This window comes from Bovifimicola ammoniilytica (assembly GCF_025567085.1).
Classification (GTDB): Bacteria; Bacillota; Clostridia; order Lachnospirales; family Lachnospiraceae; genus Bovifimicola; species Bovifimicola ammoniilytica.
This window is the reverse complement of sequence record NZ_JAOQJN010000004.1, coordinates 125,668-147,131: the sequence shown is the minus strand read 5'-3', so window position 1 is coordinate 147,131 and position 21,464 is coordinate 125,668. Positions and strand designations below refer to the sequence as shown.

Genomic DNA, 21,464 nt, shown 5'->3' with positions numbered 1-21,464 from the left:
ACTATTCACCTCACTTCTTACGTTTAAATCTTCCTAACAGCATAAACGCAAGTCCCTTTTGTTCATCCTCATCTGTTGTCTTCTTCTCTAACAATGTATCTGATATCTTCTTAAACGACTTGGCTCCCTTTGAATTAGGATATGCCATTGAAATCGGTTTCTGTTGAATTACTGCTTTTGACATATTTTCATCATTTTCAATTATTCCTAAAAATTCTATATTAAAGTTGAGAAACTTATTTACAACAACATTTAATTTATTATACAGATTAGCACCCTCTTCATAATTTCTTACTCTGTTTGCCACTATCTTGATATGATTTTGACTTTTGTCAAAATCATCGCGTTTATTAAGTGCTTTAAGAAGTGAATATGAATCTGTTATAGAGGTTGGTTCAGGAGTTGTAACTAATATAACTTCATTACTAACAACTACAAAATCCATAACTGCACTGGATATCCCTGCACCTGTATCAATAATTATTATATCAGCCATACTTTCTAATTCTTTAATCTTGTATACAAGATATGTCAACTGGTCTTTTGTAAGGTCACCTAATCCACTTATACCTGAGCCACCAGATATAAAGCCGATATCCATTGGACCCTTCATTATTATATCATTCAAATCTTTTCCACGATATATTAAATCTGAAAGATTATATTTAGGAATAGCTCCAATCATAACTTCAATATTAGCAAGTCCGAAATCAGCATCAAAAATTATGACACTTTTACCCTGTAACCTAAACTGTATTGCCAGATTAATAGACACACTTGTCTTACCTACACCTCCCTTACCACTTGTAACAGTTATTATTCTTGACTTCTTCTCATTTTCCTTTACAACTGTGTTTTTCTTCACTATATTTCTAAGGTTCTGTGCCTGATCCATTATTCGACACCCCCTAGCAGACTTTTTGCCATCTTCTGTGCATCTATAAGACGTATATCATCAGGTACAACCTGTCCACTTGTCACATATGATAAGTTGCCCCCCGTTTTAAGCTTAATATTTAATATATTACCAAATGCAGATGTCTCATCTAATTTTGTAAAAATGATATTATAATTGCCTATTTCACTGTATACATCTACAATATTTTCCAGATCTTTATATTTAGTCGATGCACTTAATACAATAAATACCTCTTTTGTACAATCTTCAGGAATAACACAATCATTTGCAAAATGAAGCATTTCCATACACTGCTCCTTATTCTTATGCGATCTTCCTGCCGTATCTACAAGTATCAAATCATATTCTTTGAATTTATCTATGGCATCGTTAAGCTCCTCTATGGTATACACAACCTGAAGAGGTACATCTAAGATATTAGCATAAGTTCTAAGTTGCTCAACTGCAGCAATTCTATATGTATCAGATGTAATCATGGCAACCTTAGCTTCTTTATCTAACTTAAACATTGATGCAATCTTAGCTATAGTTGTAGTCTTACCTACTCCTGTTGGTCCAACGAAAAATGCAATCTTTGTCTTTTTATCCTCTAGTGAAATCTCAACAGGACTTCCAATTTTCAATACGATTTTCTGATATACTGAGGCTAAAATTGTATCAAGATTACTTTCTTTCTTTAATGATGATTCAATTTCAGAAATAATCTGGTTAATATATTTCTCATCAACCTCATTTTCAAGTAATTGATTATATATTAACTGTATAAATGTAATGTTGGCATTCTTCTCTGTCTTAACATTATCTAATTCCTTTTCCTCTGGATTAGCCATTCTTGATTCTAAAATAGACTGAAGATTATCAAGTTTCTCCTCTATGGCAGTAGGTTTTCTCTCTTCTTTCTCTATATTATCATCTACGGCTATATTTATTCTACTAACTGGGATAGATGATGTAGTCTTATCCTCCAAGGCTGCTGTAATCTCTACTGTATCCTTCTTAAACAGACGTTTAAAGCCTCTTTGTTTAGTGGTCTTAATATTTAAAACCACCGCATTACTTCCCATTTCCTCTTTAGCCATCATAACTGCTTCCTGCTCAGTATTCGCTACAAACTTTTTGATTATCATCTTAAATGCTCACCATCCCAACTGACTGTAATTCTACATTTGATTCTATTTCATTGTATGACACAACAACTAAATCTTTAAAATAATCCTGTGTTAACTTTTTATAATACATTCTGACAATAGGTGAAGTTATGATTATTGCAACCTTACCCATCTTCTCTAATTTATTAATTTCTTCTTCTGTTGATTTTATAATCTTCTTAGTCTCTTCAGGATCAAGTGTGATATATGCACCCTGTTCTGACTGTTTAACGGATGCCATGATATCCTGCTCAATCTTCGGATCTAATGTAACAACAGTTGTAGCCTCATTAGGTACAAAGAATTTATTAGAAATTGCACGTTTTAAGCTCTGTCTTACATACTCTGTCAGAACATCTGTATCTCTTGTCACTGTCGCATGATCTGCCAGGGTCTCTAATATTGTAAGTAAATCTCTTATAGATATACCCTCTCTTAACAGATTCTGTAATACTTTTTGTATCTCGCCGATATTTAATAACTTAGGAATAAGTTCATCAATAAGTGTCTGATTAGAATCTTTAATATTATTAATAAGATTCTGTACATCTTGTCTGGTAAGCAGTTCATCAATATGATTTCTGACTACTTCTGTCAAATGCGTTGCAATTATTGATGGAGGATCTACAACCGTATATCCTAATGTCTCTGCTCTTTCTCGCTGACTTTCAGTTATCCAAAGTGCAGGCAGATGAAAAGATGGTTCAAATGTCGGAATACCACTTATCTCTTCTTCTACATATCCCGGATTCATTGCCATATAATGGTCAAACAGAATCTCTCCTTCACTTACCTGTATACCTTTTATCTTAATAATATATTGGTTAGGATTAAGCTGTATATTATCTCGTAATCTTATTATTGGAACAACTGCACCAAGTTCTAACGCAATCTGTCGTCTAATCATTACAACTCGGTCAATCAAATCTCCTCCCTGATTCACATCAGCAAGTGGTATTATTCCATAACCGAATTCTAACTCAATCGGATCAACCTGTAACAGTGAAGTAACATTTTCCGGCTTTCTTATCTCTTCTGCCTCTGCTTCACTTTCATCAACTTCACTCTCTATTTCGGCAATCTCTTCCATATTGCTCTTTCTCTTACCGATTATAATTGCTGCTACACCAAATGTAACGAATATATACCATGGAAGGGGTGTGGCAATTCCTAAGAATATTAATGCACCTCCAACATAATATAATACTTTTGTAGTTGTAAATAACTGCTTAAATACTGTTCCACCAAGTTCATCTGTTCCCTCTGATTTTGTGACCAGAATACCTGTTGCAAGTGAAATCATAAGAGACGGAATTGAGCTTACAAGACCATCACCGATTGTAATAATCGTATAGTAGTTAAATGCATCTGATGCACTCATTCCACCTCTTGTAATTCCCATAATAATTCCACCTATGATATTAACACAGGTTATAACAAGACCAGCTGTAGCATCTCCCTTTACATACTTAACAGCACCGTCCATAGAACCAAAGAATGCTGATTCCTTAGCTAATTTTTCTCTTCTTTCCTTAGCCTGTTGATCATTTATTGCACCTGTGTTAAGGTCAGCATCAATAGCCATCTGTTTACCTGGCATCGCATCAAGAGTAAATCTTGCCGTTACTTCAGCAACTCTTTCTGAACCTTTGTTAATAACCATAAACTGTACAATTATAAGAATTATGAAAACAATAACACCGATTATTGGATCCCCTTTTCCAACAAAGTTACCAAATGTAGTTACGACCTTACCTGGATTACCTGTTTTAAGAATCAATTTTGTAGATGATATATTAAGCGAAATTCTAAATATTGTCGTCAATAGTAAAATCGTAGGAAATGCCGACATATCAAGTGGTTCTTTTGAAAAGAAAGCATTGAAAAGAACTACCATTGACACAAACATATTTATTGCGAGAAGTATATCTAATAGTCCTGATGGCACAGATATAATCATAAATACAATTGCAGCTAATAAATATAGTGCAACGCCTAAATCTGTTTTTTTCACAATTTTGCTCTCCTTCCGTATTTTTTTATTGTCATTCTAATTAAATTCTATTTTTAATTAATTAGCACTTTCATTTTTCTTAATCACTTTTATTTTAATCAATTCTATTCTTATTTAATTTTTATTCTTCAAACCATATACATAAGCTAGTACTTCTGCAACTGCCTGATATAATTCTTCAGGTATCTCCTGACCGACATCGACATTTGCATACAATGCTCTTGCAAGTGGCTTATTCTCAACAATTTCAATATTATTTTCTCTTGCCTTTTCCTTAATCTTCTGTGCTAAATAATCCTCACCCTTAGCAAGTACCACAGGTGCTTCATTTTTTCCTGATTCATACTTAAGTGCAACAGCGAAATGTGTAGGGTTAGTTATTACAACGTCAGCATTAGGCAAGTCCTGCATCATTCTTCTCATAGAAGCCTGCCTCATTCTCTGCTTTATCTGACCTTTTATTTTAGGATCACCTTCTGCATCTTTGAACTCATCTTTAACTTCCTGTTTAGTCATCATCATATCATTTTTAAACTTTATCTTCTGATACGCGAAGTCCGCAACTCCAACTATAAGATAAACTGCACAAATCTTTATAGCAAGCGAAAACACTAGATTGCCTATAACTCCAAGTGCTTCTAGTAGCGATATCTCATATAGATTTAATAAAACACCTCTTTTGGTCTTAATCGTCTGAAATACCACAAAGGAAATGATAATTACAAGTGCAAGTGACTTAGCAAAATTAACTAAGGACTGCATCGAGAAAATTCTCTTAAAGCCCTTTAATGGATTAATCTTACTTGACTTAGGTTGCAGAGGTTTAGCAGTTATCTTCCACTTAACCTGTACTAAATCGCCCACAAATGCAATAATAAACATTAATGCAAATATCGGAATTACTAATTTAAAGCCCTCGATTGCCATATCCTTCGCTATAGACACAACAGAATTATAATTAATCTCATCGCTTCTGGGATTAGCAAATAATGCTATTCTATTATATGCTAATGTATAAATTTTCATCAGTCCTGTTCCGATATTTCCAATTGTCACTTTAAGGACAACAAATGATGTAAGTAGTGCAACCGCTGATACAATGTCTTTACTTTTGGCTACATTACCCTCTTTTCTCGCATCGTCAAGTTTTTTAGTTGTTGCCGGTTCAGTTTTCTCACCACCCGGTCCATCTTTAGCAAAATATTGCAGATTTAATTTGATAAATACTTCTCTATCTTCCACTTACATCATACCCCTCAACATTTCTTTAATCATTATCTGCATATGCGAAAAGATAAAATTCGAAAGTACTGGAAGAACTGATACCGTAACAAACATAACAAAAAGTCCAACCATTACCTTTAATTGCATACCTACTGCAAACATATTCATTTGTGGTGCTACCTTCGCCATTATTCCTAATATACAATTTAACAACAGAATTGATGCAAAAACAGGTAGTACGATTCTAAAACCGATAACAAAGTAATTAGCCATAAAACCCATAACTGTATCATACATGGTATCACCAAGCTTTATACCATTAATCGGTATAAGTGTATATGAATCAACTAATGCATTTAATAAAAAAATATGCATATTTGAGACTATCATAAATAACATTAATAGATATGAATATAAGCTACCTGTAAGACCTATTTCAGTATTTGTTGTAGGGTCAAATACCTGCGCCATAGATAGACCAATTTCCATATCTATAATTTTTCCTGAAAAATGTATAATCGTATTACATATGTATGCCGAAAAACCAATTAATAATCCGGTAATTGATTCTTTAACCACAATTATGGCATAATCTATAACCGTACCATATTCAAGTCTGGTAACCGGCATTGAATAAAACAATAAGATTGTAATTAATACGCTGAATGAAACTTTTACTCTTGCCGGAACCGCTGAATCTCCAAAGAACGGAGCTATAAATACAAATGAACTTACTCTGACAAGAATTATCAAAAGATATTCTATTGTATTCTGATTAAATGTAATCTGAATCATAAAACATAATCTCCAAAACTAGACCAAAGATTGCTCATAAATGAAACCATATTGTTCAATATAAATGAACCCATTAATATAAGAACCATAAAGATTCCAATTAATTTAGGAATAAATGTAAGTGTCTGTTCCTGTATAGATGTTACAGTCTGGAAAATACTTACAATAAGTCCAATTATCAATGATACAATTAATAATGGTCCTGCTGAAATTATTATAGTCCATATTGCATCACTTGCAATATTTAAAATTGCTTCTTCTGTCATATCATATCTCCATTATACAATAAAAACTTTTTTCAAAACATCTCTTTATACTATCAAGTTACAAATGTCTTCATAAGATTAACAATTATAAGGTTCCATCCATCTGCTAATACAAACAGAAGAATTTTGAATGGCAATGATATTGTTGTCGGTGGCAGCATCATCATACCCATTGACATAAGTGTTGATGCCACAACCATATCTATAACTATAAATGGTATATATATAAGGAAGCCTATCCAGAAAGCGATTCTTAATTCACTTAAGATAAAACTTGGAATAAGTACCGTAAGTGGTATATCATCTTTTGATGAAATATTATCTATTCCTGCTATAGAAGCCATCGCATCTAAATCTTTATCCTTAACCTGATTGAGCATAAATGTTCTTAAGGGTTTGATTCCTGCTTTATACGCTTCTTCTTGTGTTATAGTTCCCTCATTCAGAGGTTTGATTGCATCTGTATATACCTGATTGAAAACAGGTGACATTATGAAAAATGTCAAAAACAATGCCAATCCAACCAACACCTGATTAGGAGGTGCTGTCTGTGTATTTAATGCTGCTCTGGTAAAATGTAGAACAATTATTATTCGCGTAAAAGAAGTCAACATAATTAATATTGACGGACATAGGGCAATTACCGTAAGGACAAGCACTATCTGAAGTGCTCCTGATAATCCGCCCTCTCCATCTGTTGATATGTTGACTCCAAGAATATTTCCCGTATTATTGTCAGTATCTGAGACAACTGAAGATGAATTTCCATTAGAGGAACCTCCTGTTGTCGTGGCTTTAGCCGATACACTGCAGCATATTACAAGGTTACAAATGAATACAAGTAGACAGATAAACTTGAATGTGTTTTTCATTATTTTACTTAGTCTGTTTATCTTCTTCATTGCTTTGCTCCTCATTTTCATCTGCACTATTTTCATTATGTTTTTTTAAATTTTTTAATTTATCGAATATTTCTGAAAAAGACTGCTGTCCTGTAGTATATTCAGGTTTCATAACTGTTTTCTCATCTAATTCAGTAAGCATCGTAACATTATCCTTTGTTACTGATATAAGAATATATTTACCACTTACCTTTATAATCTGAATATATTTATTATTAGAAATTCTATAAGTCTCAACAACCTCAAAATTTGTATATCTATTGCTGACTTTCTGGTAATTACCGACGAATTTCGTCGTATAGTATGTTAAGAATAATACTATAACGAATACAATTAATAATGTTATGAACTGAACAAAACTGTTTACACGCGAAGCAGCCATAATGCAATTCATTATCGTCATTTGTCTAGCCTATAGCTTTTTTAACTGCTTCAATAACTCTGTCTGCCTGAAAAGGTTTAACAATAAAGTCCTTAGCTCCTGACTGGATTGATTCAATAACCATTGCCTGCTGTCCCATTGCAGAACACATAATTACTGTAGCTCCAGGATCAAGTTCCTTAATCTTCTTAAGAGCCTGAATGCCATCCATCTCTGGCATTGTTATGTCCATCATGACCAAATCAGGTTTTACATCAGAATATTTTTCTACTGCTTTTGCTCCATTTTCTGCTTCTGCTACAACATTATAACCATTCTTAGTTAAAATGTCCTTAATCATCATTCTCATAAATGCTGCATCATCACATATCATAATATTTTTTGCCATCTCTCTTCTCTCCTATCTCACTGTTCTATTTTATAATTTCTGTAACGCGTATACCGAAACTTTCTTCAATTACAACAACTTCGCCTTTAGCCACATATTTTCCATTAACTAATACATCTATTGGTTCACCAGCTATTTTATCTAATTCAATAATTGTTCCCGGTGCGAATTCAAGAATTTCCTTAATAGATTTAGTTGTACGTCCAAGTTCAACTGTAACCTCTAATGGAACGTCCATAATAAGATTAATATTCTCTTTCTGTGTAACAGCCGCTAGATCATTAGAAAATGCCTGGAACTGTGCAGGTTGTACATTTACTTCCTGCATCATCTGTGGCTGCATCTGCTGGTATGGAACTCCATTATAACCAGGCATAGTACCCATTACTCCCATAGGATAGCCAGTTGGCATACCATATCCTGCCTGATTCATATTCACAGGTGGTGGTGTCATCTGCTGTCCACTCATAGACTGTTGCATTGTCTGTTGTGTCTGTTGCTGTGTTTGTTGTGGCTGTTGTACGTGAGGCTTGTCCTGCTGTATAACATGTTCACTAACTGGTTCTTCCGGTAATGATGCAGTTTCAACGTCTGATCCGTTCTCAAAACGTCTACATAAATTCTTAGCGAATTCAACCGGAAATAATTGCATTATCTCACTGTCAACCAAATCACCTATAGTTAACTTAAACGCATTCTTAACAAAACCTTTTGATAAGAAATCAGATATTTCATTTTGATCTAAATTATCATTCAAATCAACCAGACTTGCTGTTGGTGGACTAATATCAATCTTCATGTTGAGCATTGATGAAAGTGATGTTGAAGCCGAACCCATCATCTGGTTCATTGCTTCACAAATGGCACTGAGATGTAATTCTGTAATTTCACCATCTGTATTAGTACCATCTCCACCCATCATTAAGTCAGCGATTATTTTAACGTCATTTTCTTTTAATATTAATATGTTATTTCCATCAAGACCTTCTTTATATTGAATCTGAAGGAAAACGCATGGTCTGTCATAGCTTTTAACTAAATCGTCCCATGTTGCATATGTAACAACAGGAATACTTATATTTACTTTCTGATTGACCAACGAAGATAATGTCGTGGCTGCTGTTCCCATGCTTATGTTGGATATCTCGCCTACAGTATCTTTTTCTATATCTGTAAGGAATTCTTCATTAGCTGAATTATCTGAATTGCCATTATTCACTTCCTCTGGTGTTGTAGTATCCGCTGAGGTATCTGTAGCAGAATCTGTGTCCGTATTCATTCCATTCAGTAATGCATTAATTTCTTCTTGTGATAGCATTCCGTCCATTTTGCCTTACTCCTCTCTGATTATCGATGTTATTCTTACAGCATAATTATCTTTTGCCGAACCCGGTAGTGCCTTAAATTTACCTATGTTTCCAACAAAAACCGTAAGCTCATCTTCAATCCCTGAGTCTAATTTTATTATGTCACCTTTTTGCAGATTTGCAAAATCACTGACAGATATTGTACTGGTACCGAGTACTGCTTTTAATGGTACCATAGCTCTTGAAATAAGAGCTTCTATCTTATCTTCATATTCACTCTCTTCTTTATCCTGCATTGTTGAATACCAATATTTTGTATTCAATTTATCCATAACAGGCTCAAGCGTCAAATATGGAAGACAAATATTCATCAATCCTTCGACATCCCCTATTTTCAAATTCAAAGTAACAATAGCAATCATCTCACTCGGTGAAATAATCTGTGCAAACTGTGAATTTGTTTCAATTTTCTCCAACCTTGGATTCAGTTCAACAACATTCTTCCACGGTTCTCTTAATAATTCAATGCATATAGAAATAATTCTTTCTATAATGGTTATCTCTATTTCTGAAAAATCTCTTTTCTTCTCTAAGGTTTCACCACTTCCACCTAATAACCTGTCAATAATTGCATATCCAAGACTAGGTGCAAGTTCCATTAAAGCATTTCCTTTTAACGGCTCAAAATTAACTATTCCAAGTATTACCGGATTTGATAATGCGTTGGCAAATTCAGAATATGCTACAGCTTCTGAATTCACAACCTCAACCTGGACATTTTTTCTTAAATAAGCCGGTAAATTGGTATATAATAACCTGCCATAATGTTCAAATATTATTTCTAACGTACGCAGATGTTCTTTGGAAAACTTTGCCGGACGTGCAAAATCATAATTCTTAACCTGGGTTTCGTTAGCGTCTGAATACTCATTGACGTCTAATTCCCCGGAGCTTAATGCTTTCAGCAGATTATCTATCTCACTTTGAGATAATACCTCACTCACGCATCATCACCTCCTATGTGTAAATTTATGTATCATATTACTGGATTGTAGTTGTTCCAAATACTACTTGAACAATAAATCCCTTTCCGAAAATTTCCTGCAAGTCAGCTTTTGCTTCCTCTCTTACAGCATCTGGATTAGTCTGAAGTTCTGTAGCTGTATACTTCTGTACAATCTCTTGTATATGCTGTGTTGCAAGTGCTTTCTTCTCTGTAAGAGTTGCTAAATTCTTCGAATAGTTACTACCATTCTTGTAAAGCAATAATGTTGGATAAATCACTGCATAGTGATCTTTTCCATCTGAACCTTTCTTAAGAGCAATAGTTAATTTTGTTTCTAAATCAAATGTCTCACACTCGTCAAGTGGTACATCAGAAACATCTATCTCTCTGGTGTCTAATTCAAGGTTAACTGCCTGAGCAACTTTCTTAATTATGCGGTTAGAATCCTGCATTCCAGGAACTACCACAAATAGCATTATTGTTGTTAATATTGTATTGGTCAATACTAACACTATCATTATAATATTCAATAAGCTCTTCTTCAATGTCCTATCCTCCGTTGTCTATTCCATACTATATTCATTATAGATTTTAATTTCAACTCGTCGGTTCTGCGCCCTGCCTTCTGCTGTTTCATTAGAAGCAATCGGATCATTTTCTCCTCTGCCTGATGATTTCATCTTAGTAAGGTCCATACCCTTATTCTCAACAAGGTACATAAGCACTGTTTTAGCTCTCGCACTTGATAGGTCCCAGTTATCATCATATTTAGGATCATCTAAAAGTGGAACACTATCTGTATATCCTGTTATCTCTATCATCGATGATGAGTAATTCTTCAAAATACTTCCCACCCTGTCTACCAGTGGTAATGATTCTGACCTTATGTATGCTTTAGCTGAATCAAACAACAATGCACCATTTAAAGTAATTGTGACATACTGCGATGTAAAATCAACATCTATGCTATCTGCAATCTGCATCTCTGTGGCTTCACTCTTTATATCTTCAGCCATCTTCTCTGATTCTTCGGCACCTTTGTCTTTTAATACTTCTAATAACTGGCTACCATCGTATTCATAAATATCAGGGTCCTGTGCAACATCTGTGCCTGTATCATTAAGTCCAATACTTTGGTAATAATCGCTCAAATCATTAAGTTCATTAACACCCGCCGCAATAACAGATCCTTCTATTACTGAAGTAGAACCACCATCTAACACGCCAAAGCTTGCTGAAAGCGAAGCAACAAGTTCTTCGAACTTATCTTCATCAATACTTGACATAGCAAATAACAATACAAAGAAACACAGTAATAAGTTCATCAAATCGCTAAATGTTGCCATCCATGCCGGTGAACCTGAACCAGACTGTTCTTCTTTTCGTCTTGCCAATTCTACTCACCTCCGCCATCTTCTGACTCACCAAATCCAACTCTTTGTTCAGGAGAGAGGAAGGATTTAAGTTTTTCTTCAATAACTCTTGGATTTTCTCCGGCCTGTATTGATAACAGTCCCTCTATAGTTACTTCCTTTAGCATTATCTCTAAATCATTGTTATATTTAAGTTTTGAAGCTATAGGAGTTGATATCCAGTTAGCAAGTAATGAACCATATAACGTAGTAATAAGTGCTACTGACATATTAGGTCCGACTGACGAAATATCACTAAGATTTTTCAACATATTAATAAGACCAATAAGTGTACCAATCATACCCCAGGCAGGTCCCATCGAAGCAACAGATTCATAGAAGCTTATTACTTTCTTATGTCTGTTCTCTACGCATATCATATCTGTTTCCATAATAGCTCGCACTAATTCAGGATCAGTACCATCTACTACTAAAAGTATTCCTTTCTTAAGAAATTCATCTTCAAGATCATTAGCTGCCTCTTCAAGAGCTAAAAGGCCCTCTTTACGTGCTACGTTTGATAAATCAATTATATTTTTTATTGTCTCTGTGTCCTTATTAGCCGGTGCCTTTAAAGCTATCTTAAATGCCTTTAAGGAATTCAAGAAATCTTTTATTGAATAAAATACCATTACACTAGCAAATGAACCACCGAATGTTATCAAGGCTGACTTATAATCCATAAAGTTACCTAAGGCTGATATACCTTCATCACCCGTAACAATACCCATAATAACCATTCCGATACACACTACTAATCCGACTACTGAAGCAATATCCATCTTTTTCACCTACCTAAAACATTTTTTACACAATAATACTGATTAATATTCTACCACAAAATTACCAATTAGCCAAACACTTTATGACATTTTTTTGACGAATATGACATTTTCTATATTGATTTTATTAATATGCTGTAAAAGTGCCTGGTATAGCTTTAAAACCTCATAATTTCTCTTTTATATCCAATAACCTTTTCCTTTATCTCATCACATTCTTCTTTGACAATTATTTTCGTTCCATTATTAAATGTAATTACCGTATCAGGTGTTTCTTCTATGTATTGAATAAGTTCACAGTTAATCATAATATTTTTACCATTTAATCTTGTTAATTCTATCATCGATTATTTCTTAACTCCTTTTATTCGTTTGCATTTTTATTTTGTATATTTCATTATTTTAGCAAAATATAGGAGAACCTCTTTACGAGATTCTCCCATTTAATTATCTCTTAAGACTTAATAATTCTTCAAGCATTGTATCTGATGTAGTAATAACTCTTGAATTAGCCTGGAAACCTCTTTGTGTAACAATCATATCTGTAAACTCTGTAGCTAAGTCTACATTTGACATTTCAAGTACACCAGGCGAGAATGAACCACCTGTAGCATTGATATCCTGACCTATTCCATTAAATTCACCTGAGTTAAGTGTTGCAGCGAACATATTCTGTCCGACTTTTTCAAGACCTGCCGGGTTAGAAAATGTTGCAACTGCTATCTGACCAATTATTTCGTTATCACCATTATCATATGCAGCTACCACATTGCCCGAAGCATCGATTCCGACACTTGTCATAACACCTACTTTTTTACCTGTACCCTCTCCATCATATGTACCCCTTGCACTATCAATAGTTGTCTCTGTACCATATGATGTGATTTTACTGAAATCAACTTCTATAGGATCAACTGTAAATGAATCACTTCCTGTAATTGATAAATCTAATTTTGTATCAGATGCAAGTTTACCTGTAGCAGCATCAAATGTAAGTGTTCCATTCATTGTTGCATTAAGTCCCTCGACAAGTTTTGTACCTGAATATACACCATTAGTTGTAACACTGTACTCTGTATCAGATACCTTAGAAATCTGAACCTGTACACCATACTGATACCCCAGGTTATCATACACATATATGTTTCTTGTAATTGGTAATTTAGAAGCAAAGTTTGAATCTTCTTTATTAATATTACCTGTGAAATTTGCAGCTGATGTTGCCGATGGCTCTGTATTTACATATTTAGAAGCATATACCTGAATAGGTCTTAACTGGTCAGTCTGCAAATCTGCACCAGGAGTATCTGCTACATAACCCATTACAAATGCGCCTGTATCAGTTACTAAGTTACCTGCTTCATCTTTAGCAAAATTACCTGCTTTTGTAAAATATGTAGAACCATTACTGTTAACGATAAAGAAACTGTTACCATTAATTTTTAAGTCAAATGGTCTGTTTGTTGATTGATTACCACCTTCACCTGTTACATCAACACTGATAGATGCCAAAGAAGCACCAAGACCAATCTGTTTAGCATTCTGTCCACCTGTATTAGTCTCTGCATTAGGACCTGTTGCCGTCTGTGTTGTCTGATAGAACAATTCACTGAATGTTACTCTTGATGCTTTAAAACCAACTGTATTAACATTCGAAATATTATTACCTATAACGTCCATCTTTGTCTGATGAACTTTTAATCCGGATACACCGGAATACAATGATCTCATCATAATTAAATGACCTCCAATTCATTTACCTATTATCTGCGTGTCATATCTGATTTCATCTGTCATTCAGAAATCATAAGCTTCCATAAAGGTCCGGCTCTATACTATGACCGCTCCATCAATATTTGTAAATATATTATCTTTATTATCTGTCTGATCCATAGCAGTAATTACTGTGCTATTTTTTACATTCACAATAAACGCCATATTATCCATTAGCATTAGCGATTCTTTTATTCCTTTTTCATCAGCCCTTACAGTTGCCTCTTCTAATCTCTTCATCTGTTCAATAGATAAAGTTATATTTCTTTCTTCAAGTCTTTCTCCGGCATGCTTAGAGAATTTTAAACCCTGTGTTGCTTTCTGCTGTAATATCTTCTGAAATGAATTGTCTGAACCTCTTGATTCAATGACATTTTTTTGTACCTTATTGTTTAAATATGCACCAGTAATTTGTTCTATGGAAGAAAAATTACCATTAATATTCACTTACGGTACCTCCATTCATTACTCTTCTTTGCCAATGTTATCTGTTTTTGTATCTGGCTTTGAATTATCGGATTTATCTTCTGTGTTTGTAGAATCGTTTTTCTTATTATCATTGATAATTTTATCCAGATAAGCCTTATCAATTACCGTGTATAAATCATCAATTGAATACAATTCTTCATTAATTGCAAGATAAGCCTTACCTTCTTTCATCTCAACATATTGTACATATCCTGCAACAGTATTTGTAGTTTCTCCTTTAGATGAGCCTACATTAATAATAACATTCTTTCCTACGAGTCCAAATGCATTCTGATTATTAAGTGTAGTATTAAGATTCTGCATCTGTTCAAGACTGCTGAACTGGGCTAACTGACTTATGAATTCTGTATCTGTTGATGGGTTTAATGGATCCTGATTCTGCATCTGTGCTACAAGTAATGTCATAAATGCATCTTTACCAAGCTCATTTTTACCTACTGTATTCTTGGAACTGTTTGTAGGTGTTGTTTCTGCTTTAACTTCTCCATTTACTATATTAGCTACTGCCATTCTTCTCTCTCCTTTCGTGTTATTTTAAACCGAATAATTAACTGTTGTTCCCATTTCCTTAAGAACATTATCAATTGATGTCTCTTTATCTGTTGCAGTTCCATTAATTTCTGCAAGTTCTTCTGTTGAAATATGTTTTCTTCTCTTATTTTCATTCTGTTCTGAGGAATTACCCGCACCTTTATCAAGGTTCTGTTCAAATTCTTTACTCGCAATCGTTACTTCTACTGCATCTACTTTTATATCCTGACTTGCAAAGCTCTCTTTGAGAGTTGCCATCTGGCTTTCTATTGCTTCTTTTGCCACTTCATTCTGAACTACTAACTGTGCTGTAATAGTTCCTGCCTTACTAGTAACAGTAATCCCTACCTTACCAAGTGTTTCAGGTTCTAGCTGAATCTCAAGTGCTGTTGTATCAGCTTTCGCATATAATCTTATGTCATCAGTAATCTGCTTAATAATCTTATCTGCAATTCCATCTTCTGTTAAAATGTTATCCGTAATAGTATTCTTAAGATTAGAAACTATACTTTCCATTCCATTTTCATTCAGATAAAGTTCTGATTTACTTTCTCTATCAGTATTGAATTCCTTGTTATTACCGGCATTTGCATTTTCTTCATTCTTTACTGTCGTTTTCTCAGGCACTATATTATCATTTTCTGAATCAATATTGATTTTGTTATTATTTTCATCAGATACTTTAATTATATCATCTGATGCATCAACATTTCCTGTCTCATCATTTATAATATCTTCAATATTTTCAGTATCCCGTACAGTGTCAATCTTACTTAATAAGTCTTTAAGTCCATCATCTGTAATTGCAAATTCATCTTTTAGCTCGTTTATAATTTCACTGATTGACTGATTGATTTCTTTAACAGCATTAATAGCCTCATCATTAGTCAGAACATTTACCGGATTGTTAATTCCTAAATACTTGCTGACTATCTTAATAACATTCTGGTTATCTGATAAAGCATTCAGATTAATATCAAGTTCATTAATAATACCCTTAATCTCATCCGGATTAGCATTAAGCGCATCAGCTATCACATTTATGATCTGTGAATATGCTTCTGCCACGGCTTTCTCAATATCCGTATCATCAATCTTTTGCTCATTACCTCTAATCTGTGGCTTGTCTGAATAAAATTTCTTAATAACATTCTTTACATCACTGTTTTTTTCACTGTTGTAAGTTTTAAATGTTTCCTTACTATCACTAGTAGTATGCCTGCTTAATATTTTAGTAAAATCACCATCTGATGTCTTATTAACAGACTTGGTATCATTAGAACTTTTTAATATATCCACTTTGAATTTACCCGAAATATTTGTACTTACCATTCTCTTCCTCCTTTCATCAAAATTTTCTCTGATTGTTTATTAAAATCAGATGTCTAACCATTATATTGATCAGACTGCCGGAAACTTCTTATATGTATACCTTTATATCTACATATTCTATGATATCCGGCTATATAATTAACTCTTATCAAATACAAAGCATTTATAATGCATTACCTTTTGTATTTCAATTTTAAATACTATATATAATTAATATATTTAATAAGAAATTAATTTCTTTGTTACTTAACTACTTATTTATTTAAGGCATTAATTTTTTTGTCACTTTAGCAGCAAATACTGAATCGATATCACTTATAGCAGCTATTATCGCACCACTTTCATCTGCATTCATACTGTTTAACAAAGATACAACAATATCTAAATCGCCTGTCATCTCGCAGAAAATCTGTGCCGCTTTCGCAGGCTTCATGGAACTGTAATATTTTGCTCTTTCTTTAACCTGTTCATCATATGCATATTTCTCTATTGCTCTCTGATATAACAAATCAGCATTCTCTTTGTCTATAGACTGGTAGTATTTTATGTAATTAGACGGATCAATCGCTTTATCTCCAAATACTACTTCCTCATAGAACTGCGCCTTTAGTTTTTCGAATTCTGCCTGATTATCCTCAAATTGTTTAAGTCTGTCTACTTCTGCCTGCAAATCAGCTATCTGTGTATCCTTATCGTTTTCTGACTGCTGATATCCTGCTAATTCACTTTCTAATTCTTTAATATATGCTGCACACTCTGCAATACTCTTATATGGAATATCTTCATCCGATGTCTTATTTGCTGACTTAGGTAAAATCTTATTAATAACCGGAACATCTTTCAGAACAGGTGTCAATACTTTACTTCCAAAGCCACCCACATCTAATTTAATGAGTGCAACAAATATTCCCAACCATATCAATATAATCAATGCAGTTATCAATATCGATAATGGTTTATTTTCCTTTTTAGGTTCACTGTCAGCAATTACATTATCACCTAAAATATCATTCAAATTGTCATTATCTATGTTATCATTCTGTTTCTTCGCCATATTCGTCACCCACTATTCCGATTTATTAAAACTGAAACTAATCAGTTCGTCTACTTCTTTCTTTTCTTCCTCGGCAATTTCAACTTTAAAGTCTTCAAATGCCTTCTCTCTTAGTTTCTCATGTGTCTTTCTGTCCACCATAACTTCATTAAGTTTTATTCTGGCTAATTCAACACCTTTTCTCGCCTTATCTACGGCCTTTTTCTGCTTTTCTGCATCTATTTTCTTAATCTCAATAGCTTCATGGCACCATCTAAGTCGTCTTACATCTAATGTGCCACTATTAAGTTCTCGTATCTCATCTTCATATTTACTTATATCGTCATAAATGCATTGTAATTTTAATAATTCATCATTAAGTCTGTTATTTGCTTCTGCATAAGCAATCTTTGCCTGCGTCTCTAATTTGTACTTTATCTCTAAAATATTTTGCATCTTATATACAAATTTTGCCATAATCTTCCTCAACTCTTTGCATTTATTAAAATATTGTGTCTGTTGTCTAGATTAATACACTAGCTTTTTAGTTTAAATTAATATTTATTCCTTAGCCTGCTATTTTGCCTGCTGTTTACATCTATAAGTAAATTAATCATCAAATATCTTCTCTAGCATATTAACAACATCATCAAAGTTATATTTCTCATCAACACCCTGTATCAGGAAATCGTTAACTTCATCTATTTTAGATATTGCATAATCGATATTTTTATTAGAACCTTCTTTATAAGCTCCAATATTTATCAAATCTTCTGCTTCGTTATAAGTAGCTAATACATTTTTAAGTTTTCCAGCAGCTTTCTTATGTTCTCTGCTTGCAATCGAACTCATTACACGCGAAATACTTTGTAAAATGTCAATCGCAGGATAATGATTTTTATGTCCAAGTTTTCTTGATAAAATTATATGACCATCCAAAATACCTCTTGCAGTATCCGTTATCGGCTCATTAAAATCATCACCATCTACAAGCACTGTATATAGTCCTGTAATTGAACCAACCGACGAATTACCGGCTCTTTCAAGCAGCTTAGGCATCTCACTATATACACTTGGTGGATATCCTCTTGTAACGGGTGGTTCACCTGATGCTAATCCAATCTCTCTTTGTGCCATTGAAAACCTGGTCAAAGAGTCCATCATAAGAAGTACATCTTTACCTTTATCTCTGAAATATTCTGCTATCGCAGTAGCTGTCTTAGCAGCTTTATTACGGATAAGTGCGGGTTTATCAGAGGTTGCCACGACAACTATACTTCGTTTCATGCCCTCTTCGCCAAGATCCCGCTCTATAAACTCTCTGACTTCTCTTCCTCGCTCGCCAATTAGTGCGATAACATTTATATCTGCTTTCGTATTTCTCGCAAACATACCAAGCAATGTACTCTTACCAACACCACTTCCTGCAAATATGCCAATTCTCTGTCCTTTGCCTACAGTAATAAGTCCATCAACAGCCTTAACTCCTAACGGAAGTACCTCACTTATGATTGCCCTAGACATCGGATCAGGTGGTTTTGCCTCTACTGAATATTTCTTATAGTTCTTGATTTCATGACCATCAAGTGGTACGCCTAGTCCATCAACTGTATTACCTAGCAAATCATCACTTACTTTTACCTTTAATGGCTTTCCAGTATTTTCTACAATACTTCCCGGACCAATTCCATCAATATTATCAAATGGCATGAGTAATACTCTTTTATCTTTAAATCCAACTACTTCAGCCTTAACATAGTTTTCCCTGTCTTCTCTTGATTTTATCTTACACACATCACCAAGATTAGCATCTGGACCGACTGATTCAATTGTAAGACCAACTATTTTGACAACTTTACCAAGTTTATTTACATATGTCTTTTCTATTAATTTAAGATATTTATCTGTATCTACTACCATTTGTTACTTTCCTTTGCTATCTAGTCACTTACTAAACATGCCATTGTCTTTATTGCTGAAATAAGATTTTCTAATTGGATATCTAGACTACAATCATATATTCCACTATCGCTTTCAATCATACACTGACCCTTTTTAAATGTAGGATCCTCAACTATCTCTATATGTACCTGATTCGAAACAACACCATTAATTCTTTCTCTGTTATCAAGCATAAATTTATAGTCTGATGATGAGACTCTGATAAGGAATTCTTTACTAATTTCCGTTTTACTAAGTACATCATTAACCAATTGTAATACCAAATCTTTTTTATCTTCTGCAAGTACATGTGTTACCTTTTCAAAGACTGTAAGAATTGTCTCTACAAGCATTGGCTCCATTTCATTTAATCTCTGGTTATATTCAATTTCCATCTGGACTTTTTCATCTTCAACAGATTTCTTTAAAGCAGCTAATTCAATCTCAGCTTTTTTATGTCCTTCTTCATAACCTTCATTTCTTCCAATATTGGCACTGTCAGCTCTTATTATATCTGATTCTTCCTTCGCTCTCTCAATAATAGCTTTTGCATCTTCATTCGCTCTTGCAATTATTTTTTCCGCCTGAGTATTAGCATTTTCAATCACTGTATCCGATGTATTATCTTCTAATAATTCCTGTACAGAATCGGCATTTACACCATCTACTATTTCTAATGGCTCAGGCTGATACTTTATGCTATCCTTAATCATGGATAATTTAGCCGAAATAAGCTCATTATAATCAATTATCTTTTTATCATTACTATCACATATTATATTTCTGGATTTAACTAAATTAGACAACTATTTCGTCACCTCCACCACGTGCAATGATAATTTCACCTGTATCCTCTAATCTACGGATAATATTTACGATCTTCTGCTGTGCTTCTTCAACATCTTTCATACGAACAGGCCCCATAAAGTCCATATCCTCTCTTATCATTGCAGCAAGACGTTTTGATAAGTTATTAAATATGACATTCTGAACCTCTTCACTTGTTCCCTTAAGTGCAATCCCAAGATCATTGTTGTCAACATCTCGCAATACACGCTGTATTGTTTTATCATCAAGAGAAAGAATATCTTCGAATACAAACATTTTACGTTTAATTTCATCTGCGAGTTCAGGTTCTTCAACTTCGAGATTTTCCATAATATGTTTTTCTGTTCCTCTGTCAACATAATTAAGAATTTCAACAATAGCATCTACGCCACCGACAATTGTGTAATCCTGATTTACCAATGAAGCAAGCTTTCTTTCAAGAACACGTTCTACTTCTTTAATCACATCAGGTGATGTTCTATCCATCTGTGCAATTCTTCTTGCAACATCTGCCTGTTTATCAAGCGGCAAAGCAGAAATTACAGCTGATGCCTGTCCTGCCGGTAAATATGATAAGATAAGTGCAATCGTCTGTGGATGTTCATCCTGTATAAAGTTAAGAAGCTGTGAGGCATCTGTCTTTCTGATGAATTCAAACGGTCTGACCTGTAATGAAGCAGTAAGCTTACTTATAACATCATGAGCCTTATCCTGTCCTAATGCCTTCTCTAATAAATCTTTAGCATAATCTATACCGCCTTCAGCAATATATTGCTGTGCAATACAAACTTCATAGAATTCGTTTAAAACTTCTTCCTTAGTTTGTGGCGATACACTTCTTGTATTGGCAATTTCAAGTGTAAGTTCTTCTATTTCATCTTCTTTTAAATGTTTAAATATAGTCGCAGATTTCTCAGGTCCTAAGGCTATCAAAAGTATTGCTGCCTTCTGAATACCCATCATTTCGTTGCTTTTTGCCATAATAATCCATG

The 21,464-nt window shown here is 33.9% G+C and carries 24 protein-coding genes; all 24 read right to left on the bottom strand.

What is annotated here, in order from left to right:
• Positions 1 to 10: 10 nt before the first annotated feature.
• The 24 genes from OCV48_RS06390 to fliG all read right to left on the bottom strand — a co-directional run bounded on the left by OCV48_RS06390 (position 11) and on the right by fliG (position 21,453).
• Positions 11 to 895 (bottom strand): nucleotide-binding protein, encoded by an 885-nt coding sequence (locus tag OCV48_RS06390; protein ID WP_021983633.1) that lies wholly within the window; start codon positions 893 to 895, stop codon positions 11 to 13.
• The gene (gene flhF / locus OCV48_RS06385; RefSeq protein ID WP_021983634.1) at positions 895 to 2,046 is read right to left on the bottom strand and encodes a flagellar biosynthesis protein FlhF; all 1,152 of its coding nucleotides are present in this window, start codon (positions 2,044 to 2,046) and stop codon (positions 895 to 897) included. The genes OCV48_RS06390 and flhF overlap by 1 nt, the downstream gene beginning before the upstream one ends.
• A gap of 1 nt (position 2,047) precedes the next feature.
• Positions 2,048 to 4,084, bottom strand: coding sequence for a flagellar biosynthesis protein FlhA (gene flhA, locus OCV48_RS06380; RefSeq protein ID WP_449495040.1), 2,037 nt, complete (start codon positions 4,082 to 4,084; stop codon positions 2,048 to 2,050).
• Between the two features lie 111 nt (positions 4,085 to 4,195).
• Positions 4,196 to 5,323 carry a flagellar biosynthesis protein FlhB gene (gene flhB, locus OCV48_RS06375; RefSeq protein WP_021983636.1) on the bottom strand — a complete coding sequence of 376 codons (1,128 nt, stop codon included), beginning with the start codon at positions 5,321 to 5,323 and terminating at the stop codon, positions 4,196 to 4,198.
• Positions 5,324 to 6,100: a flagellar biosynthetic protein FliR gene (fliR, locus tag OCV48_RS06370; protein ID WP_021983637.1), complete on the bottom strand. Its 777-nt coding sequence runs from the start codon at positions 6,098 to 6,100 to the stop codon at positions 5,324 to 5,326.
• Positions 6,097 to 6,366, bottom strand: coding sequence for a flagellar biosynthesis protein FliQ (fliQ, locus tag OCV48_RS06365; protein ID WP_021983638.1), 270 nt, complete (start codon positions 6,364 to 6,366; stop codon positions 6,097 to 6,099). Before fliQ ends, fliR begins: the two co-directional genes overlap by 4 nt.
• 53 nt (positions 6,367 to 6,419) lie before the next feature.
• Positions 6,420 to 7,268 (bottom strand): flagellar type III secretion system pore protein FliP, encoded by an 849-nt coding sequence (gene fliP / locus OCV48_RS06360; RefSeq protein ID WP_021983639.1) that lies wholly within the window; start codon positions 7,266 to 7,268, stop codon positions 6,420 to 6,422.
• Positions 7,243 to 7,671 carry a flagellar biosynthetic protein FliO gene (locus OCV48_RS06355; protein ID WP_021983640.1) on the bottom strand — a complete coding sequence of 143 codons (429 nt, stop codon included), beginning with the start codon at positions 7,669 to 7,671 and terminating at the stop codon, positions 7,243 to 7,245. The genes fliP and OCV48_RS06355 overlap by 26 nt, the downstream gene beginning before the upstream one ends.
• 4 nt (positions 7,672 to 7,675) lie before the next feature.
• Positions 7,676 to 8,038, bottom strand: a complete 363-nt coding sequence (locus OCV48_RS06350; RefSeq protein WP_021983641.1) for a response regulator — start codon at positions 8,036 to 8,038, stop codon at positions 7,676 to 7,678.
• Between the two features lie 25 nt (positions 8,039 to 8,063).
• Positions 8,064 to 9,365 (bottom strand): flagellar motor switch phosphatase FliY, encoded by a 1,302-nt coding sequence (gene fliY / locus OCV48_RS06345; RefSeq protein WP_147591427.1) that lies wholly within the window; start codon positions 9,363 to 9,365, stop codon positions 8,064 to 8,066.
• Positions 9,366 to 9,371: 6 nt separating this feature from the next.
• Positions 9,372 to 10,349 carry a flagellar motor switch protein FliM gene (fliM, locus tag OCV48_RS06340; protein ID WP_021983643.1) on the bottom strand — a complete coding sequence of 326 codons (978 nt, stop codon included), beginning with the start codon at positions 10,347 to 10,349 and terminating at the stop codon, positions 9,372 to 9,374.
• Between the two features lie 37 nt (positions 10,350 to 10,386).
• Complete coding sequence (locus tag OCV48_RS06335) at positions 10,387 to 10,896, bottom strand: flagellar basal body-associated FliL family protein (RefSeq protein WP_021983644.1); 510 nt, start codon at positions 10,894 to 10,896, stop codon at positions 10,387 to 10,389.
• 18 nt (positions 10,897 to 10,914) lie between these two features.
• Positions 10,915 to 11,745, bottom strand: coding sequence for an OmpA/MotB family protein (locus OCV48_RS06330; protein WP_262559261.1), 831 nt, complete (start codon positions 11,743 to 11,745; stop codon positions 10,915 to 10,917).
• A gap of 2 nt (positions 11,746 to 11,747) precedes the next feature.
• Positions 11,748 to 12,545: a motility protein A gene (locus OCV48_RS06325; RefSeq protein ID WP_147591426.1), complete on the bottom strand. Its 798-nt coding sequence runs from the start codon at positions 12,543 to 12,545 to the stop codon at positions 11,748 to 11,750.
• Between the two features lie 158 nt (positions 12,546 to 12,703).
• Positions 12,704 to 12,889 carry a flagellar FlbD family protein gene (locus tag OCV48_RS06320; protein WP_021983647.1) on the bottom strand — a complete coding sequence of 62 codons (186 nt, stop codon included), beginning with the start codon at positions 12,887 to 12,889 and terminating at the stop codon, positions 12,704 to 12,706.
• Positions 12,890 to 12,992: 103 nt separating this feature from the next.
• Positions 12,993 to 14,279: a flagellar hook protein FlgE gene (locus tag OCV48_RS06315; RefSeq protein WP_262559258.1), complete on the bottom strand. Its 1,287-nt coding sequence runs from the start codon at positions 14,277 to 14,279 to the stop codon at positions 12,993 to 12,995.
• 96 nt (positions 14,280 to 14,375) lie between these two features.
• Positions 14,376 to 14,765, bottom strand: a complete 390-nt coding sequence (locus OCV48_RS06310; protein ID WP_021983649.1) for a TIGR02530 family flagellar biosynthesis protein — start codon at positions 14,763 to 14,765, stop codon at positions 14,376 to 14,378.
• Positions 14,766 to 14,783: 18 nt separating this feature from the next.
• Positions 14,784 to 15,317, bottom strand: a complete 534-nt coding sequence (locus OCV48_RS06305; RefSeq protein ID WP_021983650.1) for a flagellar hook capping FlgD N-terminal domain-containing protein — start codon at positions 15,315 to 15,317, stop codon at positions 14,784 to 14,786.
• Between the two features lie 24 nt (positions 15,318 to 15,341).
• Entirely contained in the window at positions 15,342 to 16,670 is a 1,329-nt protein-coding gene (locus tag OCV48_RS06300; protein WP_147591425.1) for a flagellar hook-length control protein FliK, read from the bottom strand.
• Positions 16,671 to 16,932: 262 nt separating this feature from the next.
• The gene (locus OCV48_RS06295) at positions 16,933 to 17,724 is read right to left on the bottom strand and encodes a MotE family protein (protein WP_147591424.1); all 792 of its coding nucleotides are present in this window, start codon (positions 17,722 to 17,724) and stop codon (positions 16,933 to 16,935) included.
• A gap of 12 nt (positions 17,725 to 17,736) precedes the next feature.
• Positions 17,737 to 18,180, bottom strand: a complete 444-nt coding sequence (fliJ, locus tag OCV48_RS06290) for a flagellar export protein FliJ (RefSeq protein WP_021983653.1) — start codon at positions 18,178 to 18,180, stop codon at positions 17,737 to 17,739.
• A 132-nt stretch (positions 18,181 to 18,312) separates the two neighbouring features.
• A complete protein-coding gene (gene fliI, locus OCV48_RS06285; protein WP_021983654.1) occupies positions 18,313 to 19,623 on the bottom strand; it encodes a flagellar protein export ATPase FliI in 1,311 nt (436 codons plus the stop codon).
• A 20-nt stretch (positions 19,624 to 19,643) separates the two neighbouring features.
• Complete coding sequence (locus tag OCV48_RS06280) at positions 19,644 to 20,450, bottom strand: FliH/SctL family protein (protein WP_021983655.1); 807 nt, start codon at positions 20,448 to 20,450, stop codon at positions 19,644 to 19,646.
• A complete protein-coding gene (gene fliG, locus OCV48_RS06275; protein WP_021983656.1) occupies positions 20,443 to 21,453 on the bottom strand; it encodes a flagellar motor switch protein FliG in 1,011 nt (336 codons plus the stop codon). The genes OCV48_RS06280 and fliG overlap by 8 nt, the downstream gene beginning before the upstream one ends.
• Positions 21,454 to 21,464: the final 11 nt, after the last annotated feature.

Excerpts from the sequence above, each read along its gene's own strand:
- OCV48_RS06300 (WP_147591425.1), bottom strand. The coding sequence starts at position 16,670 with ATGGTAAGTACAAATATTTCGGGTAAATTCAAAGTGGATATATTAAAA.
- OCV48_RS06355 (WP_021983640.1), bottom strand. The coding sequence starts at position 7,671 with ATGACGATAATGAATTGCATTATGGCTGCTTCGCGTGTAAACAGTTTT.
- fliY (WP_147591427.1), bottom strand. The coding sequence starts at position 9,365 with ATGGACGGAATGCTATCACAAGAAGAAATTAATGCATTACTGAATGGA.
- flhF (WP_021983634.1), bottom strand. The coding sequence starts at position 2,046 with ATGATAATCAAAAAGTTTGTAGCGAATACTGAGCAGGAAGCAGTTATG.
- fliI (WP_021983654.1), bottom strand. The coding sequence starts at position 19,623 with ATGGTAGTAGATACAGATAAATATCTTAAATTAATAGAAAAGACATAT.
- OCV48_RS06350 (WP_021983641.1), bottom strand. The coding sequence starts at position 8,038 with ATGGCAAAAAATATTATGATATGTGATGATGCAGCATTTATGAGAATG.
- OCV48_RS06325 (WP_147591426.1), bottom strand. The coding sequence starts at position 12,545 with ATGGATATTGCTTCAGTAGTCGGATTAGTAGTGTGTATCGGAATGGTT.
- OCV48_RS06390 (WP_021983633.1), bottom strand. The coding sequence starts at position 895 with ATGGATCAGGCACAGAACCTTAGAAATATAGTGAAGAAAAACACAGTT.
- OCV48_RS06320 (WP_021983647.1), bottom strand. The coding sequence starts at position 12,889 with ATGATAGAATTAACAAGATTAAATGGTAAAAATATTATGATTAACTGT.
- OCV48_RS06295 (WP_147591424.1), bottom strand. The coding sequence starts at position 17,724 with ATGGCGAAGAAACAGAATGATAACATAGATAATGACAATTTGAATGAT.
- fliP (WP_021983639.1), bottom strand. The coding sequence starts at position 7,268 with ATGAAGAAGATAAACAGACTAAGTAAAATAATGAAAAACACATTCAAG.
- OCV48_RS06315 (WP_262559258.1), bottom strand. The coding sequence starts at position 14,279 with ATGATGAGATCATTGTATTCCGGTGTATCCGGATTAAAAGTTCATCAG.
- fliJ (WP_021983653.1), bottom strand. The coding sequence starts at position 18,180 with ATGGCAAAATTTGTATATAAGATGCAAAATATTTTAGAGATAAAGTAC.
- fliG (WP_021983656.1), bottom strand. The coding sequence starts at position 21,453 with ATGGCAAAAAGCAACGAAATGATGGGTATTCAGAAGGCAGCAATACTT.
- fliQ (WP_021983638.1), bottom strand. The coding sequence starts at position 6,366 with ATGACAGAAGAAGCAATTTTAAATATTGCAAGTGATGCAATATGGACT.
- OCV48_RS06305 (WP_021983650.1), bottom strand. The coding sequence starts at position 15,317 with ATGGCAGTAGCTAATATAGTAAATGGAGAAGTTAAAGCAGAAACAACA.
- fliR (WP_021983637.1), bottom strand. The coding sequence starts at position 6,100 with ATGATTCAGATTACATTTAATCAGAATACAATAGAATATCTTTTGATA.